The sequence below is a fragment of the Pedobacter gandavensis genome (assembly GCF_014172405.1).
Lineage (GTDB): Bacteria > Bacteroidota > Bacteroidia > Sphingobacteriales > Sphingobacteriaceae > Pedobacter > Pedobacter gandavensis.
Genome location: NZ_WNXC01000003.1, coordinates 446,834 through 463,089, shown reverse-complemented (window position 1 = coordinate 463,089; position 16,256 = coordinate 446,834). Strand labels below are relative to the sequence as shown.

General features: G+C 40.4%; 14 protein-coding genes. 9 read left to right on the top strand and 5 right to left on the bottom strand.

The annotated features are described in order from the left end of the window. Window positions 1-307 precede the first annotated feature (307 nt). The gene (locus GM920_RS12240) at window positions 308-940 is read right to left on the bottom strand and encodes an NAD(P)H-dependent oxidoreductase (protein ID WP_182957519.1); all 633 of its coding nucleotides are present in this window, start codon (window positions 938-940) and stop codon (window positions 308-310) included. 307 nt (window positions 941-1,247) lie between these two features. Here GM920_RS12240 and GM920_RS12235 point away from each other — a divergent pair, with 307 nt between their 5' ends. Both GM920_RS12235 and GM920_RS12230 read left to right on the top strand, forming a co-directional pair. Further along, window positions 1,248-2,456, top strand: a complete 1,209-nt coding sequence (locus tag GM920_RS12235; protein ID WP_182957516.1) for an OmpP1/FadL family transporter — start codon at window positions 1,248-1,250, stop codon at window positions 2,454-2,456. A gap of 23 nt (window positions 2,457-2,479) precedes the next feature. Beyond that, entirely contained in the window at window positions 2,480-3,763 is a 1,284-nt protein-coding gene (locus GM920_RS12230; protein ID WP_182957513.1) for an SGNH/GDSL hydrolase family protein, read from the top strand. 117 nt (window positions 3,764-3,880) lie between these two features. On the opposite strand, the gene GM920_RS12225 is transcribed toward GM920_RS12230, so the two are convergent. After that, window positions 3,881-4,336 carry a copper resistance protein NlpE gene (locus GM920_RS12225; protein WP_182957510.1) on the bottom strand — a complete coding sequence of 152 codons (456 nt, stop codon included), beginning with the start codon at window positions 4,334-4,336 and terminating at the stop codon, window positions 3,881-3,883. A gap of 84 nt (window positions 4,337-4,420) precedes the next feature. After that, window positions 4,421-5,023, bottom strand: coding sequence for a peptide-methionine (S)-S-oxide reductase MsrA (msrA, locus tag GM920_RS12220; RefSeq protein ID WP_182957507.1), 603 nt, complete (start codon window positions 5,021-5,023; stop codon window positions 4,421-4,423). A 245-nt stretch (window positions 5,024-5,268) separates the two neighbouring features. Here msrA and GM920_RS12215 point away from each other — a divergent pair, with 245 nt between their 5' ends. Next, a complete protein-coding gene (locus GM920_RS12215) occupies window positions 5,269-6,234 on the top strand; it encodes an isopenicillin N synthase family dioxygenase (protein WP_182957504.1) in 966 nt (321 codons plus the stop codon). Between the two features lie 70 nt (window positions 6,235-6,304). On the opposite strand, the gene GM920_RS12210 is transcribed toward GM920_RS12215, so the two are convergent. After that, a complete protein-coding gene (locus GM920_RS12210; protein WP_182957501.1) occupies window positions 6,305-6,877 on the bottom strand; it encodes a DUF1579 domain-containing protein in 573 nt (190 codons plus the stop codon). A 48-nt stretch (window positions 6,878-6,925) separates the two neighbouring features. Then, the gene (locus GM920_RS12205; RefSeq protein WP_182957499.1) at window positions 6,926-8,758 is read right to left on the bottom strand and encodes a serine hydrolase; all 1,833 of its coding nucleotides are present in this window, start codon (window positions 8,756-8,758) and stop codon (window positions 6,926-6,928) included. Window positions 8,759-9,042: 284 nt separating this feature from the next. Here GM920_RS12205 and mutL point away from each other — a divergent pair, with 284 nt between their 5' ends. The 6 genes from mutL (at window position 9,043) to GM920_RS12175 (ending at window position 16,143) form a co-directional block, all read left to right on the top strand. Next, a complete protein-coding gene (mutL, locus tag GM920_RS12200; RefSeq protein ID WP_182957497.1) occupies window positions 9,043-10,926 on the top strand; it encodes a DNA mismatch repair endonuclease MutL in 1,884 nt (627 codons plus the stop codon). 6 nt (window positions 10,927-10,932) lie between these two features. Then, window positions 10,933-11,673 carry a rhomboid family intramembrane serine protease gene (locus GM920_RS12195; RefSeq protein WP_182957495.1) on the top strand — a complete coding sequence of 247 codons (741 nt, stop codon included), beginning with the start codon at window positions 10,933-10,935 and terminating at the stop codon, window positions 11,671-11,673. After that, entirely contained in the window at window positions 11,666-12,529 is an 864-nt protein-coding gene (locus GM920_RS12190; RefSeq protein ID WP_182957493.1) for a rhomboid family intramembrane serine protease, read from the top strand. The genes GM920_RS12195 and GM920_RS12190 overlap by 8 nt, the downstream gene beginning before the upstream one ends. Beyond that, entirely contained in the window at window positions 12,529-13,641 is a 1,113-nt protein-coding gene (locus GM920_RS12185; RefSeq protein WP_182957491.1) for an endonuclease/exonuclease/phosphatase family protein, read from the top strand. Before GM920_RS12190 ends, GM920_RS12185 begins: the two co-directional genes overlap by 1 nt. A gap of 18 nt (window positions 13,642-13,659) precedes the next feature. Further along, window positions 13,660-15,120 (top strand): cysteine--tRNA ligase, encoded by a 1,461-nt coding sequence (gene cysS, locus GM920_RS12180; RefSeq protein WP_182957489.1) that lies wholly within the window; start codon window positions 13,660-13,662, stop codon window positions 15,118-15,120. A gap of 165 nt (window positions 15,121-15,285) precedes the next feature. Then, window positions 15,286-16,143: a DUF4440 domain-containing protein gene (locus tag GM920_RS12175; protein WP_182957487.1), complete on the top strand. Its 858-nt coding sequence runs from the start codon at window positions 15,286-15,288 to the stop codon at window positions 16,141-16,143. Window positions 16,144-16,256 lie beyond the last annotated feature (113 nt).

Sequence of the window (16,256 nt, the reverse complement as noted above, 5' to 3'; positions counted from 1 at the left end):
TGGATAAGCTAACCTGATACGGTGTTTTTGTGTGGAAAACACCGTATGAAACAAAAAATCATAAGGGTAAGCCGATATGAATGTTTGATTCTATTAAGAAATCAGGATCAATTTGAAGTGGAATGTGAATTGTTTTATATAGTAAGTAATTGATTTATTGTGTTTTAATGAGTTATTCACATTGGGTTGTGCACATCGGGTTGTGGATAAGATGGGACTTTGTGGATTACCTATGGCTTTTTGCTAAAAAAAAACGCCCCTGCTGATAATTTAATCAGCAGGGGCGTTTTAAGCTTGATTTTATAGGTTATTTCATTTCAATTACGAAATCAGCCATTGGAGTACGAACCTTTTTAAGGTTTACCAACCAGTCGCCGCTTTCTGCTCTGTATCCAAGAGGTAACAAAGTTGTGCTGCGCAGACCTTTTTCTCTTAATCCTAGTAATTCATCTAATTGTGCAGGGTCAAAACCTTCCATTGGAGTAGCATCAACTTTTAACAAAGCAGCTTCTGCCAAGGCCACACCGAATCCGATGTAAGCTTGCTTTGCAGCATGATGAAAATTCTCTTCTGGTGTTTTTGCCGTATAAGTTGCAACCAGTCTATTTAAATAATCTCCGTTTGCATCTTCTGGTAAGCCACGCTCCAGGTTTCCCTTAACAAATACGTTTCTAATGTTCTCTTCGGTATAGTTTTCCCATGCCGCAAAAATCAACACGTGTGAAGAATCTGTGATTTGTTCCTGACCGAAAGCAATCGCTTTGATTTTTTCTTTTAATTCCGGGTTAGTTACCACAATTACCTTGAATGGTTGCAAACCAGAAGAAGTAGGGGCAAGGTGTGCCGCTTTAACGATCTGATCAACTTTGTCTTGTGAAACTTTCTCACCACTCATTTTTTTGGTGGCATAGCGCCAGTTTAATGCTTCAATTAAGCTCATATTAGTATTTTTTTATTGAAAATGTTCTTTTTTTTAAGTGGTAGTTATATAGCGACTAAATAAATAACACTGTTAGCAAATGTAAGTATGTTACGCTGATCTAGCTCAATTCTTTCGGGCTTTTTACTTTTAGATGATACTCGTTTGTACAATCAAGGTACTGACTTAGTGATCAGAATTTTGCAATAAGATTTGGAATATTTTTTTTAATTACCTAAACTCGTTAATTATTATGCAAGCATAGTTTTAGATAAAACTCTCTTGAAATTATTTTGTTTAATAATTACCAAATTAATTCTAACCCTATATGAAAAAGATTTTACTTAGTTGCTTACTGGGATTGCCTGTTCTTGGGTACGCTCAGTCTTTTCAAGTCAACCTGCAAGGGCAAAAACAAACCGCTATGGGTGGGGCTGGGACTGGGCTTGCTTTAGATGAAGCTGCCGTTTTTTTTAATCCCGGTGCCGTATCCTTCCTAAAAAAGAATGGCGTTCAAGCAGGAATTAGCCCGCTGTATTTGAAAACTGCCTTCCGTGAAAACGGGTCTAATGTTACTGAATATAATAAAGATAAGATTGCGACCCCTATAATGGGCTACGCGGTTTTTGGATCTCCGGAAAACAGACTCCGTTTTGGTTTGGGGATTTACACCCCTTTTGGAGGTGCAATGCACTGGAAAGAGGATTGGACTGGTCGGTATTCTGTGATTTCACTTGATCTGCAAGCCATTTATATCCAGCCAACTATAAGTTTAAAGATCACTGATCATATTGGTATTGGTGGTGGTCTGGTCTATTCACTTGGAAAAGTAGACCTGAAAAAGGCTTTACCTTATACGCTAAATGACGGCAGACAATCTACGGCTGAACTTAAAGGGAATTCTAAAGATTTTGGATGGAATGCAGGTATTTATGTGGAAACGGTATCTGGGGTCTCTATTGGAGTTACCCACCGTTCGCAAGTTACCGCTACAGTTAAGAATGGTGATGCCAACTTTGATGTACCTGATGCAATCAGAAGTCGTGTTCCTACTAAATTTGGTGCAAAACTTCCTTTGCCGGCCACAACAACACTGGGCTTAGGGTACAGTCCTTCAGAAAAGACTACGCTTGCCTTTGATGTAAACTGGGTACATTGGAGTAAATACAAAGAACTGGGTTTTGATTACAATAATAACTTTGTGTCGCCTCCTTCTCCTAGAAATTACCATGATGCTGCAGCATTACGCTTCGGGATTCAAAACCAAACCACGAATAGATTGGCCTTACGTGCAGGAATCGGCTATGCCTTTACTCCGGTAGGGGAAGGTTATGTGACTCCGGAAGTGCCGGATGCCAACCGTCTTTTATTAAGTGCAGGTATTGGATTTAAAGCGTCTGAGAAGTTTCATATTGATTTTTCCTTCCTGTATGAAAACGTAGAGAAAAGAAAAGAAACCAATATTGAGACCCAATTGGCAGGTGAGTTTAAAACCCTGGCTTATATTCCTGGTATTTCTTTTTCTTATAAATTCTAATCACCCTCTTCAGACCTATCACAATGAACTCAAAATACATATTTAGAAGCATGATTGCGGTCGCTATTCTTGGAATGGCTTCCTGCAAACCCGAATTGAGCGATATCAGTCCATCTAAAGGAACGGCCGATTTTTCACGATATATTGCCATAGGTAATTCCCTGACTTCCGGTTATGCGGATAATGGACTTTACCTGGAAGGACAGAAGAACTCTTTCCCGGAAATGATCGCTGGTCAAATGAAATCCGTTGGAGGCGGTGCTTTTTATACACCTTTCTTTAAGGATTCAGAAGCCGATGGATCCGGATATAAAATCCTGACTGGATTTACGGCAGCAGGTTTGCCTATTATTGGAGATCAGAATGCGCATACCGCTTATCGTACCACTACTCCACCTAAATTATTTACCAAATATGTTGGTGAAATCAATAATTATGGCGTGCCGGGGATTAAACTGGCGCACATTAATATCCCGCAATATGGTAACCTGAATAATTATTTTGAGCGCATGTTGCCAACAGATTACCCGAATAACAACAACACGACTTACTTGAATTTTGTGACTGCCAAACCATTTACGTTCTTTAGTATGTGGCTTGGTAATAATGATATTTTGGGTTATGCCACGACCGGAGGAGCAGACCCTACGGATCAGCCAACACCTAAAGCTGCTTTTGCTAGTTTATATACAGCAGCTGCGGATGTGATGACAAAAGATAAGGCGAAAGGGGTGGTTGCAACTATTCCAGATGTTTTAGCAACTCCTTTCTTTAATACGGTTACGCTATCTTCTCTCTTGGCTGCGGTACATGCGACTGCGCCAACCATAAATGCGCTTTATATTAAAACAGGGCAAAATGCCACCAGAGCTGCAACGGCAAAGGATTATTTTGTATTGCCGTTGGCATCAGCCAATCTTATCGGAACTGGCGCTATTCCTTATGGGCTAAGTCCTTTCAATCCTATTGAGAGCCAATGGGTATTGGATCAGGATGAGGCAGCGATAGTTGCTGATTACGTGAGTGCTTATAACAACACAATTAAGTCGGTGGCAGCAAGTAAAGGTCTGGCTGTCGTGGATGCTTATGCGTTATTAAAAGAATATGGTGCGGGTAAAGTAGTGAACGGTGTACCAATAAGTGCAGCCTACATCACTGGAAATCTTTTCTCTTTAGATGGGATACACCTTACTCCAATGGGTTATGCTTTGGTGGCCAATGAATTTATCAGAGCGATCAATGGAAAATATGGTTCTTCTATTCCTGTTGTTGATGTAACGAGGTATAGAGGAGTTAAATTCCCTTAATGAATAGCCTGGCGATTGCTTTGGAATTGCCAAGAACAAGTTTTGTAATGCCCCCAAAAAGTTAAACTTATGGGGGCATTTGCATGCTTTTTTATTTTAGAATAGTATTCGAATCCTTTATTTTATTTTCTTCAGTACGTAATGATCTGCAAGTGGACCTGTAACCTCTTTTCCTTCCATATCTAATAGCCTAACCGTATTTTCTCCTACGAAAAATAGGTTTGGGCCATCTTTTAATCCAATGAGTTCTACTTTTGACCCAGTGCTGTCCCATTTAAAGGTGCCACGATCCTCCGGAAAATGGGTATCTCTACCCATGTAATTGGTTTTCAGGATATAGGTCATGTCAGGGTTTAATGTTAATTCTGTTTGAATGCCTTCGCAATCCGCACAAGGAGTAACACCTGTATAAGTACCAGCCCAATCTAATGAGTTTTGTGCATTGTGTGGGTCTTTTGAGGCGGTTTCTTCCGTTTTGTGTGTGCTGTCGCTGGTACTGCTGGCTTTTTGATCGCTATTGCAGGCTATAAAAAACATAGGAATGATGGCGAGTGTTAAGTTGTTTATTTTCATAATAGATCGTTTTTGCAGGTGTTGCCTTGCCTTTTAAACGATTTTAAGGTAAATATGTTTGACCTGCTTAACCAGATCTGTTGATTAATGTGGCTTCAATTTCGCTTTAAAAACCTTTTCTAGTTTTTCCAGTTTTGGGAGGATGACCAGTCTGCAATAAGGCTGATTGGAATTTTTGTTGAAATAATCCTGGTGGTACCCTTCTGCTACATAAAATGCGCTGGCTTTATCTATGGCGGTCACTACCGGCTTCCCATAAGCACGCGTGTCATTGAGTTCCTTTTTATACTTTTCAGCGATTTGTTTTTGTTCGTCATTATGGTAGAAAATAACTGATCGGTATTGTGTACCCACATCTGCACCCTGACGGTTTAAGGTTGTCGGGTCATGACTTTTCCAGAATACTTCAAGTAAATCGTCATATTTAATTTTCGCAGGATCATAGGTCAGCTCAATGACTTCTGCGTGTCCGGTTGTGCCGGTACACACCTCTTCATAACTGGGATTGGCAACGGATCCGCCTTCATAGCCTGACCTAACGGAAGTCACTCCATCCAGGCGCTGGAAAAGTGCTTCTGAACACCAGAAACAGCCCATGCCAAATGTGGCTTTCTGTAGTTTTTTTGATTGTGCATCTGCATGGCCTGCAGATAGGAGGACTAAGATCATAATTGATAAATACTTCATGGTAGTAAGGAAAAGTTGAAAACAATTCAAAATATAATACGTAAGTGTCGTGTTTATAGTTTTAGTAAGGACTAGCTTCTTCAGCTATATTACAATTAACTGATAAATTACGGGAGGGCTTCTTGAAATGTGCATAACTTAATCTAGTTGTTTTCAGTGGTTTGCTTTTCATTTGTGTGGATATTTAACATTTATTAACAATACTTTCTTAAATTTGCAGCGTTAGTACCTATAAAAATATCGATATGTCAACACCTTATATTCCTAGTTTAGACCTGGGCTCTTACATCAATGGCGATGATGCGCAGCGTAAAAAATTCTCTGATGAATTGGGCAGAGCTTTTAATGATTCTGGTTTTGTAACCATCACTAATCATGGTGTAGATCAGGAACTGATTGATAAGCTTTATGCCAACATTAAAGGTGTTTTTGGCCTGAGCCCTGAGCAGAAGAAAAAATATGAAAGAGCAGAACTTGCCGGTCAGCGTGGTTATACCAGCCCTGGAAAAGAAACTGCTAAAGGTGCTAAAACAGCAGACCTGAAAGAATTCTGGCAAATTGGTCAGGAAGTGATGGATAATGATCCTATTAAGTCGGAATATCCAGCAAATGAAGTATTAGAAGAACTTCCTGAATTTAATGCGGTAACCCGTGAAATTTACCAACGTTTAGAAGAGAATGGTAAACATTTATTACGCGCAATTGCGACTTACCTTTCTTTACCTATCGATTATTTCGATAAGCATGTACATAATGGTAATTCTATTTTAAGAGGGATTCACTATTTCCCAATTGAACATCCAGAGTTATTGGCTCCTGATGCAGTGCGTGCAGGTGCCCATGAAGACATTAACCTGATTACCTTGTTAATTGGTGCTAGTGCAGATGGTTTAGAAGTATTGACTCGTAGCAATGAATGGTTGCCTATCAAAGCTGGTCATACGGATATTGTCGTGAATGTAGGTGATATGTTGCAACGTTTAACGAACAACAAATTACGTTCTACTACACATAGAGTGGTGAATCCGCCAGTTGAGTTGATGAAAACATCTCGTTTTTCAGTTCCTTTCTTTTTGCACCCACGTGCAAATATGGACCTGACAAGTTTGCCATCTACAGTGGATGAAGCACATCCTAAAGTGTATTCAGATATGACTGCAGGTGAATATCTTGACGAGCGTTTACGCGAAATCGGCTTGAAAAAAATGTAAGTATTTCATGAAGTATAAAAAAAGGGATCAATCTATATTGGTCCCTTTTTTTATAAATAGGCTGTGCTACTTATTTTCTTCTGCTGAGTTTGATTTCCATGGTTTTCATTTCTTTTCCATCCGTGCTGCAATACATTTCCATCATTTGATGGTCTTTGTCTACAAATTTAAACACTTCACGAACGTCCATGTCTTTGCCGGTCATGGGATCAACACATTTTCCGGTAAAGTTGATGGTTTTGTTGGCATCGTCCCAAGTACCTTCCATGTTCATGATACCTGTACCCATGTTGTCTATCCAGCTAGAAACGAAGACTTTTTTTGAATTGTCATAGCCCAACAGGCCCATGCCTTCAAAAGGCATTCCCATCATGTTTCCTACGTGCATAGATTTCTGATAACGGCCCCCCATGATCATCGTATTTGTGCAGCTGCTTTTACTTTTTGTGGGCGGCGCATCAGGTGCCATCCACATGGTTACTTCTCCATCCCACTTTCCATCATCTTTAGCAATCATTTTGTGTACATCACCAGGGGTCATATAGGCTTGCCATGCTTTCATCATGGCGTCATCCTGAGCTTGAGCCCGGTTGGTTATGGCCAGCAATAGCAAAGCCACAACAGTTAATGTTAACTTTTTCATTTGAATAGAATTAAGTTTTGTACGTAACCTAATTTACGAAAAAATGAATTAATTATTTCCTTTTTCAAAGGCTTTGTAAATCGCATCCTGGATTCTAGGTCTGATCTTTAAATTACCTAACTTCTCTGATACAGTGGGATTTACTCTGTTGGATAGAAAAATGTAGACCAGTCCTTTTGCAGGGTCAACCCAGACTGCTGTTCCCGTGTATCCAGTGTGGCCAAAGGTCAGTGGAGAGGCCAGTTCAGAAGGGTATTTCTTTGTCGCATCTGGATCCCATCTGTCAAATCCTAAACCTCTTCTGCTTACATCAGATTGTTTTTTTGTAAACATATCTACGGTTTGTGGTTGGAAATATTGAGTGCCGCCATAGCTGCCTTTGTTCAATAACATCTGATAGATGATGGCCAGGTCGTTTGCACTGGAAAATAAACCGGCATGGCCAGAAACACCGCCTGCTAATGCAGCTCCCTGATCATGAACGTAACCTTCTAACAAGGTTTTTCTGAAATAGTTATCCTGTTCGGTGGGTACAATCTGGTCTTTTGAAAAACGGTTTCTAGGTAAAAAACCTGCGGTTTGCATCCCGAGTGGCTTGTAGAAATTCTCCCAGACATAGGTATCCAAAGGCACGCCACTCAGGCGTTCACAGATTTCTTTCATGACATACATGCTGATGTCGCTGTACACGTATTTTCCTCGGGTTCTAATTGGCGAGTTCAGCATTTTAGGCCACATCACATCCTTGAAAAATCCTTTTTTGATGTAATAATTGTCTGCCACCTTAGTAGGGAAGGCCGCACTGGAATCTCTGCTGTAATCTCCAGGTTTTATAAAATCATGGAAGGGAATGAAAGGGATGAATCCTGCCTGGTGCAACATCACTTCACGAACTTTAATCGGGTTCATTGGTGATAATCTGGCTCTTGGAATGTATGCGCCGATATTGGTGTCTAGGTTGAGCTTGTGCTCTTCAAATAAGCGCATCACGGTAGGGGTGGTGGCTGTAGTTTTGGTGAGTGAGGCTAAATCAAAGATGTCAGTTACCTTTTCCGTCAGGCCGTTGGTATAGGTATGATTGCCATAAGCTTTGTTGAAAATTACTTTTCCATCTTTCGCGACCAATACCACAATTCCCGGAGCCGCTTTTTCACGAATGGCTTCATTGGCAATGTTATCGATCTCTCTGAGGTTGTCGGAGTTTACACCTGCATCTTCAGGAAGGGTATATTTTAATCGGGTCTGACTGGTGCTGGCACCTTGCCCGACGGTGTATTTTGAAGAGTAGCTGGCAGTTAGTTTTTTAGTAAATGGGATGCCACCAAAAATCATTTGAGGAACAGTGAGGGCTGCTTCTTCATTGTTTTGATTGGCCCAGACAATAGGGGTATTAATGCCATCTAATGCCAATAGGCTCCCCGTTTCGCCAAATAAAGAAACAATGATCTTTTTGCTTTTGGCGAGACTGTTAATGAAATTGGCATTTCTGGGATTGTTCATCGCCGAGGCGGGTAAGGCGACAATTACGAGGTTGAAATATTTAAGGTCATCTTCCAGTTCATCAAGCGTGCTATAGGCCTGATAGGCATCAGAGGAGAAGCTGCTGACCTTTGCGTATTTATTTAAAAGACTGTCGAAGGAAGATCGGTAATTGAATTCCAGGCTAACTGCAGCGATGTTTTTCTGATTCAATGCGGTTAAAGGAATCAGTTGTGTTTCATTGTTGAGTAATACCGTATTGCTGCTGATATTGTTGAAAATACCAATCTTTTGCTGGTTTTGTTGATGGTTCTGCGCACAGGCACTGAAGGTGAACAAGGCCATGAAGCTCGTGGCTATGATTCCTGCAAGGTTGCTTTTTCTGCTATATTTTTTCTCCATTAGGGTATGTTTTTAAGCTGGGTTTCGGATTTCGGAATCCTGGTTATGGTCTTGGTGATGCCAAAATTAAGAGATATACCCTCAGATCTGCTGGTTATGTATTTGCATTCAGAAACAGCAGCCTTTCCATACCCGGGCCAATAGCCGTTATTTCCTGTCGATAAAGATAGAAAAAGGAACAAATAAAACAGAAATAGGCATTAAAAGACAAATTATTAACAAATGAAAACTGAGGATTGAGGCTTATTTTCCCTAAATTAGCAACCTTTACCAGAGAGAAATAAATGTCAGATATAATACAACTTTTACCGGATAGTGTAGCCAATCAAATCGCGGCCGGAGAGGTGGTGCAACGACCGGCATCAGCCGTGAAAGAGCTTTTAGAGAATGCGATAGATGCAGGTGCAAAAAAGATACAGTTGATTTTAAAAGATGCCGGTAAGGCATTGATTCAGGTGATAGACAATGGTTGTGGAATGAGTGTAACAGATGCACGTATGTGTTTTGAGCGCCATGCCACTTCAAAAGTCAAGAAAGCAGAAGATTTATTTGCCATTCGTACCATGGGTTTCAGAGGTGAAGCCATGGCTTCTATTGCAGCAATTGCACAGATAGAAATGAAAACCCGCAGACATGAAGATGAGCTGGGGACGATGGTACAAATTGAAGGATCTGTGGTGACCAATCAGGAGCCTGTAGCTACTCCAGTGGGGACCAGTATTTCTGTGAAAAATCTTTTTTATAATACGCCTGCCAGAAGAAACTTTTTGAAGAGTACCTCTGCAGAAATGCGCCATATCCTGGAGGAATTTCAGCGTATTTCCCTGGCCAATCCAAGAATTGCTTTTAGCTTAAACCATGATGGCGTAGAAATTCACCGCTTACCTGCTTCGGGCATGAAGCAAAGAATTGTTCATCTGTTTGGAAATAATTATAACCAGCGACTGATTCCTGTAGAAGAGGAAACCAGTATCATCAATATCAAAGGCTTTATAGGAAAGCCGGAATTTGCTAAAAAAACAAGGGGAGAGCAGTTCTTTTTTGTCAACAACAGGTACATTAAAGATGCTTATTTGAACCATGCAGTGAGCAAATCCTATGAAGATTTATTGCCTGATGACCACTTTCCGATGTATGTGTTGTTCATTGATATTGATCCCGGAAAGATTGATGTAAATGTGCATCCTACAAAAACGGAGATCAAATATCTGGACGAGAAATCAATTTATGCGATTCTACATTCTGCAGTTAAACGTTCTATTGGTAGATTTAACATCAGTCCGACGATTGATTTTGACCAGGAAACCGGATTTAGCGGCATGATTACCCATAAAGCACCGGAAGAAATTGTGCCACCAAGCATCAGCTTTAACCCGGACTTTAACCCTTTTGCTGCGGATAAACCGAGCAGAGATCCTGCGCCAACTTTCCCAAGAACCGGGAACGGTGCTTCCAGAGATGCCAGTGCAGCGATTGTACCAAGTACAAAGGGCTGGGGTGCTTTATATGAAGTAGCCAATCATGCGGAAACCGCACAGCAGACGGCGATCGAATTGCCCGGAGCAGCAGTATTACCTGATGATTCTTTAGTGCCTGTTCAGAAGCAATTGATGCAACTGCACAATCGTTACATCATCTCGCAGATTAAATCTGGTTTGATGCTGATCGACCAGCAGGCGGCACATGAACGCATTCTTTATGAACGTTTCAGCAGACATCTGGATGATCGTAAAGGAGCATCACAGCAAAGCTTATTCCCACAAACGGTCACTTTAAGTCCGAATGATTTTGAATTGGCAAAGAGCTTACTGGAAGACATTAAAAGTCTTGGCTTTGAGGTTCGGGAGTTCGGAAAGAACACCTTAATCATTGAAGGAATTCCTGTAGATTTAGGGAATAACAATGGCAATGAAACGCAGTTATTTGAGCACCTGATTGAAGGGTTTAAAAACTCTCAACAAGAGCTTAAACTGAGTAAAAGAGATGCCCTGGCCAGAAGTATGGCAAAAAACAGCGCCATTAAAAGCGGTGCCGTTTTAGGACAACAAGAAATGAATACACTGATTGAGCAACTTTTTGCTTGTCAGACGCCTAACTTTAGCATTAGTGGGAAGCCGGTCATTCAAACCATCGGACTAACTGAACTTGATAAAAAATTTGATAAATAAGCGACGATGAACAATATCCATATCCCACCGGTAGTCAAAAACCTGCTCATTATTAATGCGCTATTTTTTGCTGCGAAGTTTGTAATGAAGAATGCAGGTATTGACCTGGACTATTTGTTGGGTGCTTTTTACTTCGATTCCCAGTTTTTTAGAATCTGGCAGCCCATCACTTACATGTTTATGCATGGTGATATTATGCATATTTTCTTCAATATGTTTGCCCTGTTTATGTTCGGTGGTGTCATTGAAAGCAGGTGGGGAACGAAACGCTTTATTAATTTCTACCTGATTACCGGATTGGGTGCAGTAGCCCTGCAAATGGGTGTACAGGCCTATGAAGTGTACCAAATCACCGGCTCTGTTTTTCACAACCCAGTGCTGGTTGATTTGACCAGAGGGATGGCACAGGTTGGTGTTCCTGGTATTTCTGCAGAAGCAAGAGACACCCTGATCGGGATTTATGGTTTCCCAATGGTAGGTGCTTCCGGAGCTATTTTCGGATTACTGGTAGCCTTTGGGATGTTGTATCCGAATACGGAAATGTACATCATGTTTATTCCGATTCCGGTGAAAGCGAAATATATTATCCCTGTATATATTTTAATGGAATTATCATTAGGAGTTGCACGTGTTCCCGGCGACTCAATTGCCCATTATGCACATCTTGGTGGCGCATTATTAGGGTTTATACTGGTTAAATTGTGGAAAGACAAGGACAACAATAGATTTTTTAAATACTATGAATAAGTCTTTTTTTGAAGAACTGAAATACAAAGTGTTTCAATCGGGGAATCCGGTGTTTTTTTACATTGGCATCAATGTACTGATCTTTTTGATCGTGGCATTCTTAGGAATTCCTTTCTTCCTGTCGGGTTTAGGATCGGTTGATTTTCCGGCCTTTATCAGAGAGTATATGGGCTATCCGGCCTCCATAGCCAAATTGCCAACACGGTTTTATACGGTGATCACCTATCAGTTTTTTCATGATGGTTTCCTGCACCTATTGTTCAATATGCTCTGGTTATTCTGGTTGGGTAGGATCTTCCTGGATTTCTTAAAACCAAGACAGTTTCATTTTGTATACCTCGCAGGAGGTATTGCTGGTGCAGCCATGTATACCCTGGCGTATCACCTATTTCCGGTTTTTTCAGAAACGGTGGAAACGGCAACCGTCATTGGGGCTTCTGCTTCTGTAATGGCTGTCATCGTGGCTACGGCGACCTTAGTGCCTGATTATGGCATGAGGTTGTTTTTATTAGGTGATATTAAACTGAAGTACCTGGCCATGGCTTATGTTGCAATGGAGCTGGTTAGCCTGGCTTCTGCGAATGCTGGAGGAAGTTTCACTCATATTGGTGGCGCTTTATTCGGTTTTACTTACATTACCTTATTGCAAAAAGGGAAAGATTGGAGTAAACTGTTTAAAAGAAAACCTAAGCTAAGGGTGGTTAGAAATGAGCCTTCAAAATCTACAACGAAAAATAAACCAGCTTCCGTAAATCAGCAGGAAGTAGATGCGATATTAGACAAGATTTCTAAATCAGGATACGATAGGTTAAGTAAGGAAGAGAAGGAAACTTTGTTTAAGGCCAGCAAACATTAATGAAGAAATCAAAGCCTACATTTTTGGATAAACTGCTGCGTTTACTTGCGGTTGTTTTAGCACTTTGTTTAGTGCTAGGCTTCCTGGCAGGTCGATTTGATCCCCGAAAATATCAATTGATTGCTTTCTTCGGACTGGCTTACCCTTTTATTCTCTTCTTCAATATTTTTATGGTGGTCTGGTGGTGCCTGCGCAAACGCTGGCTATTTGCCTTGGGAACCTTTGCCCTGATTCTGGTTGGCTGGCAAGCGTTAACCGCCACAATAGGTGTTTTTGGGGAGTCTGATAAAGGGCCTAAATACGATCCAAAATCGCTGAGAATGATGACTTACAATGTGCATAGTTTCAAACCTTATGGATTGGGAAATGTAGAGTCTGTGAAACAGCAAATGCTGGAACTCATCGAAAAAGAAAACCCTGATGTCATTTGTTTTCAGGAATACTTTACCCGTAAAAAAGGGTCTTTTGACATCACTGATAGTCTGAAAAGAATTCTTAAAACCAAACATTTTTTCTTCGTGCCCTCTAGTAAGAATGATTATGAGGCAACCGGGCTGGCCATCTTCTCGCGATATCCGATTAAAGATACCGGAACAATTGCTTTCGGACCAAACTTCGGTGGCAATGCCAGTATTTTTGTAGATATTGAAGTAGATCAAAAGAAACTAAGGGTATACAATATTCATTTGCAATCCATCTCTTTTGATAAGCAGGATTATAGCTATATTGATCAGGTAGCGAAAAAAATGGATGCAGAGATTAAGCCTTCGAAAAGAATACTGGTGTTGCTTAGAAATGCCTTTTTAAAGCGGAGTGAGCAGGTTGACATCATGAAGGAGCATATGGCAAAATGCCCGACTTCCTTTTTGATTGCCGGTGATTTTAACGATACACCAGCCTCTTATGCCGTGACTCAATTGACAAAATCACTACACAATACCTTTCAAAAAGAAGGAACTGGATTGGGGAGAACCTACAATGGTAAGTTTCCTAACTTCCAAATTGATTATATTGCTACTACAAAAGACATAAAAGTGTTGAATCACCTCGTGATTCCCGCTAAATTGTCAGATCATTTTCCTGTTCGCAGTGATTTGATATTAACACCCTAAAATTTTTACCTTTGCAAGATGAATACAGGCTTACAGCTCTACAATACCCTAACACGTAAAAAGGAACTTTTTGAACCGCTAAACGCACCTCATGTAGGTATGTATGTGTGCGGACCTACTGTTTATAGTGATGTTCATCTGGGCAATTGTCGTACGTTCATCTCTTTTGATTTGATCTTCAGGTATTTGAAATATAGTGGATATAAAGTTCGCTATGTGCGCAACATTACCGATGCCGGCCATTTGGAAGGTGATCGTGATGAAGGTGATGACAAATTCGCGAAAAGAGCAAAGCTGGAGCAATTGGAGCCCATGGAAATTGTACAAAAGTATACTTTGGGCTTCCACGATGTATTGAGAATGTTCAATACACTGCCCCCAAGCATTGAGCCTACCGCAACCGGACACATCATCGAGCAGATTGAAATGATCAAAGAGATCATGAATAATGGTTATGCCTACGAAGCGAATGGCACCATCTATTTTGATGTAGAAAAATATAGTAAAACTTATAACTACACGATTCTTACCAATAGAAACCTGGAAGATATGCTGGCCAATACCAGAGAACTGGGTGGACAGGATGAAAAACGTGGGAGATTGGATTTTGCACTTTGGATTAAAGCAAAGCCAGAAACATTGATGCGCTGGGCTTCCCCATGGGGAGAAGGTTTTCCAGGATGGCACATTGAATGTTCCGCAATGAGCGCGAAATACCTTGGCGCAGAATTCGATATTCATGGAGGTGGAATGGACCTTGCAGCAACGCACCATACCAATGAAATTGCGCAATCTGAAGCTTGCAGTCATAAACAACCGGCCAAATACTGGATGCATACCAATATGCTTACCGTAAATGGAACCAGGATGTCTAAAAGTGCAGGTAACGGATTTCTACCAGAACAATTATTTACTGGGGATCATGACTTACTGGAAAAGGGATTTAGCCCGATGACCGTGAAATTTTTCATGTTACAGGCACATTACCGCAGTACACTTGATTTTTCAAACGAGGCTTTAGATGCTTCAGAAAAAGGTTTCAAAAGATTGATGAATGCCTTGAGTTTATTAGATAAATTGAGCCCATCGGAAAGCAGTGATTTTGAAATCGATCCAATTGCTGAGCATTGTGTAAAAGCAATGAATGATGATTTCAATAGCCCGGTCGTAATTGCTGAGTTATTTGAAGCCAGCAGAATCATCAACACAGTTCATGACGGTAAAGGAAAGATATCCGTTGTAGAATTAGATAAGTTAAAGAAACTGATGCAGGATTTTGTCTATGATATATTCGGACTAAAAGACGAGGAAAGTGCTAATATTGAACTGAACTCTGTGTTGGATATGGTGATCGACTTGCGTAAGACTGCAAAGGAGAACAAAGATTATGCAACTTCTGATAAAATCCGCCTGGGACTTCAAAGTATGGGAATCCAGTTGAAAGACAGTAAAGATGGAACAACCTGGAATAAAGCCTAACAATGTTTAATTGTTAATTACTTTTAGCATTCAGAATTCTCAGAACTATTATATTCGTATCAAACATTTTTGTGCTAAAGCGATCTGCCCTAAACTTATTCGGATCAGGTAGATTTTAGCAAGATGTTCGGAAAAACAAAAATATTATTCAAACTATTTCAAATCATGATCAATAAAATCCTTTATACTGTAGTAGCCCTTTCTATGACGGTTGGTGCCTACGCGCAAAAATCAGACGGAACCACTAAATCTCTTGTTAAAGCAGAGAAAGAATTTGCAGAAAGTCTGGCAAAGCATGGTGCCAAAAGTGCTTTCACTACTTTTTCATCAAATGATGCCCTGGTATTCAGACCGAATCCTGTGAATGCAAAAAGTTATTATGCTACCGCAGCGGATACTAAAAGCTTAAGCTGGACACCAACTTATGCAAGAGTTGCTAAGAGTGGCGACTGGGGTTTTACGACAGGACCATTTACAGATAATGGCGCTGAGAAAGCCTATGGACAATACCTATCGATCTGGAAAGAAAAAGATGGTAAATGGGAATTGGCAATGGATCTTGGTGTGACGCACAACAAGGCATTGAATAAATCAGAAAGCTTATTTATCGAGCCTAAAGAATTCTTTAAGCCTAAATTTGCAACAGATAAACAAAGAAATGCGGGAACCGAGATCTTGGTGACCACAGAAAAAACGTTAAATACCACTTTGAAATCTTATGGCGTAGTTGCTTTTGCAAGTTTTTTAAATCCTGATGTCAGAGTATTGTTCCCTGGATATGAGCCAATCATTGGAAAAGATAAAGCAATGGCTTTTTACAATGGTATGGTGAAGAATATGACGCTTAAAACCACTAAAGCTGATAAGGCACAAGGTGGAGATATGGCCTATACCTATGGTGTTGCCACTATTGATTATAAGGCAGACCTAAGAGAAAGCTTCAATTACGTATTTATTTATGAGCGTCAGGCTGACCATAACTGGAACTTGATTATGCAGGTTTTTACACCAGCTGAACGTTAATCAAAAAAATATAAAGATGATGAAAGGGGTTTTTAAAGGTTCAATTTAAAAACCCTTTTTTTGTGTCCTATATTTTAATGCCCTATTTTCATGGGGCATATCGTTTTCATGAC

Coding starts and splice junctions, on each gene's coding strand:
- GM920_RS12240 (WP_182957519.1), bottom strand. CDS start 940: ATGAGCTTAATTGAAGCATTAAACTGGCGCTATGCCACCAAAAAAATG.
- GM920_RS12235 (WP_182957516.1), top strand. CDS start 1,248: ATGAAAAAGATTTTACTTAGTTGCTTACTGGGATTGCCTGTTCTTGGG.
- GM920_RS12230 (WP_182957513.1), top strand. CDS start 2,480: ATGAACTCAAAATACATATTTAGAAGCATGATTGCGGTCGCTATTCTT.
- GM920_RS12225 (WP_182957510.1), bottom strand. CDS start 4,336: ATGAAAATAAACAACTTAACACTCGCCATCATTCCTATGTTTTTTATA.
- msrA (WP_182957507.1), bottom strand. CDS start 5,023: ATGAAGTATTTATCAATTATGATCTTAGTCCTCCTATCTGCAGGCCAT.
- GM920_RS12215 (WP_182957504.1), top strand. CDS start 5,269: ATGTCAACACCTTATATTCCTAGTTTAGACCTGGGCTCTTACATCAAT.
- GM920_RS12210 (WP_182957501.1), bottom strand. CDS start 6,877: ATGAAAAAGTTAACATTAACTGTTGTGGCTTTGCTATTGCTGGCCATA.
- GM920_RS12205 (WP_182957499.1), bottom strand. CDS start 8,758: ATGGAGAAAAAATATAGCAGAAAAAGCAACCTTGCAGGAATCATAGCC.
- mutL (WP_182957497.1), top strand. CDS start 9,043: ATGTCAGATATAATACAACTTTTACCGGATAGTGTAGCCAATCAAATC.
- GM920_RS12195 (WP_182957495.1), top strand. CDS start 10,933: ATGAACAATATCCATATCCCACCGGTAGTCAAAAACCTGCTCATTATT.
- GM920_RS12190 (WP_182957493.1), top strand. CDS start 11,666: ATGAATAAGTCTTTTTTTGAAGAACTGAAATACAAAGTGTTTCAATCG.
- GM920_RS12185 (WP_182957491.1), top strand. CDS start 12,529: ATGAAGAAATCAAAGCCTACATTTTTGGATAAACTGCTGCGTTTACTT.
- cysS (WP_182957489.1), top strand. CDS start 13,660: ATGAATACAGGCTTACAGCTCTACAATACCCTAACACGTAAAAAGGAA.
- GM920_RS12175 (WP_182957487.1), top strand. CDS start 15,286: ATGATCAATAAAATCCTTTATACTGTAGTAGCCCTTTCTATGACGGTT.